Here is an 869-nt window from a genome sequence, read left to right as displayed (position 1 = left end):
ACTCTGAGCCATGATATATCCCCTCATCAAGCAGGGTCGGTACAATTTGGGTGGGCGGCAGACTGGCAAAGCGGGGCTGATTGCACACGGCAATAATGGCGGCTTGTTCAGAGGCGCTCAGTTTATTCTTAGGAGCTTGGCGCACGACGTCACACCGTTTATCACCATTCACGTGACCTGCGCGGTACCAGCGCCGATAGGTGCGGATGCTAATGCCAACTTCAATACAGGCAAGGTTAAGTCTGGCTCCTGAGTGATTGGCCTCTTGTATCCAGTCTATGTATTGCTTGCGCTTAGGGAGCAAGGTCAGTCGTCCTCGTGCTCCTCCCAAAACGCTTCCAACTTTTTTCGCAATACCAGTAAGGCGGCAGTTTCAGCTAAAGCCTTTTCTTTTCGAGCAAGCTCTCGGGTGAGTTGTTTGATCTGTTTGCGATCGCTCTGCTGCTGACGCTTGTCTTTCAGGCTTTGTTGTTTGCTGCTGCTAAAGCCTTGTAAGGCGTCAGTACGCCACGCTTTGATTTGCTCAACATATAGGCCTTTGCTGCGGCAGTATTCGCTAAGTTCACTCTCGCTTAGGGTGGCCGTCTCTATAATGGTGGCAAGCTTGGTTTCGCTTGACCAGTCATCAGGGGTTTTATGGTTCGATGGCATGGGGTGACCTTGTTCTCTAGCTTGGGCACGCCAATTATACAGGGTCTGTAATCCGATGCCTTCACTTCTTGAAACCTCGGCAACACTTAGGCTCAGCGGGGGTAGCAGTTTGCTGAGTATAGCCTGTTTACGTTCTTCGCTATATCGTGGCATGATGTGTCCTCATTGTCCCCTTTGGAATTATTATTTAGGGGTGACAACTATCCTGCCATAGGGGG

1 protein-coding gene and 1 pseudogene are annotated in these 869 nt (G+C 50.6%); both read right to left on the bottom strand.

Going from position 1 to position 869, the window contains the following annotated elements:
- Positions 1-331: pseudogene (locus EI164_RS17260) on the bottom strand (IS3 family transposase); the annotation flags it as partial.
- The gene (locus tag EI164_RS16475) at positions 307-804 is read right to left on the bottom strand and encodes a transposase (RefSeq protein ID WP_192521042.1); all 498 of its coding nucleotides are present in this window, start codon (positions 802-804) and stop codon (positions 307-309) included. The pseudogene EI164_RS17260 and the gene EI164_RS16475, both read right to left, overlap by 25 nt.
- Positions 805-869 lie beyond the last annotated feature (65 nt).

The sequence above is a fragment of the Psychrobacter sp. FME13 genome (genome assembly GCF_014861395.1).
GTDB lineage: Bacteria > Pseudomonadota > Gammaproteobacteria > Pseudomonadales > Moraxellaceae > Psychrobacter.
Note: the sequence above shows the minus strand (reverse complement) of the source record. Positions and strands in the feature narration are given on the sequence as shown.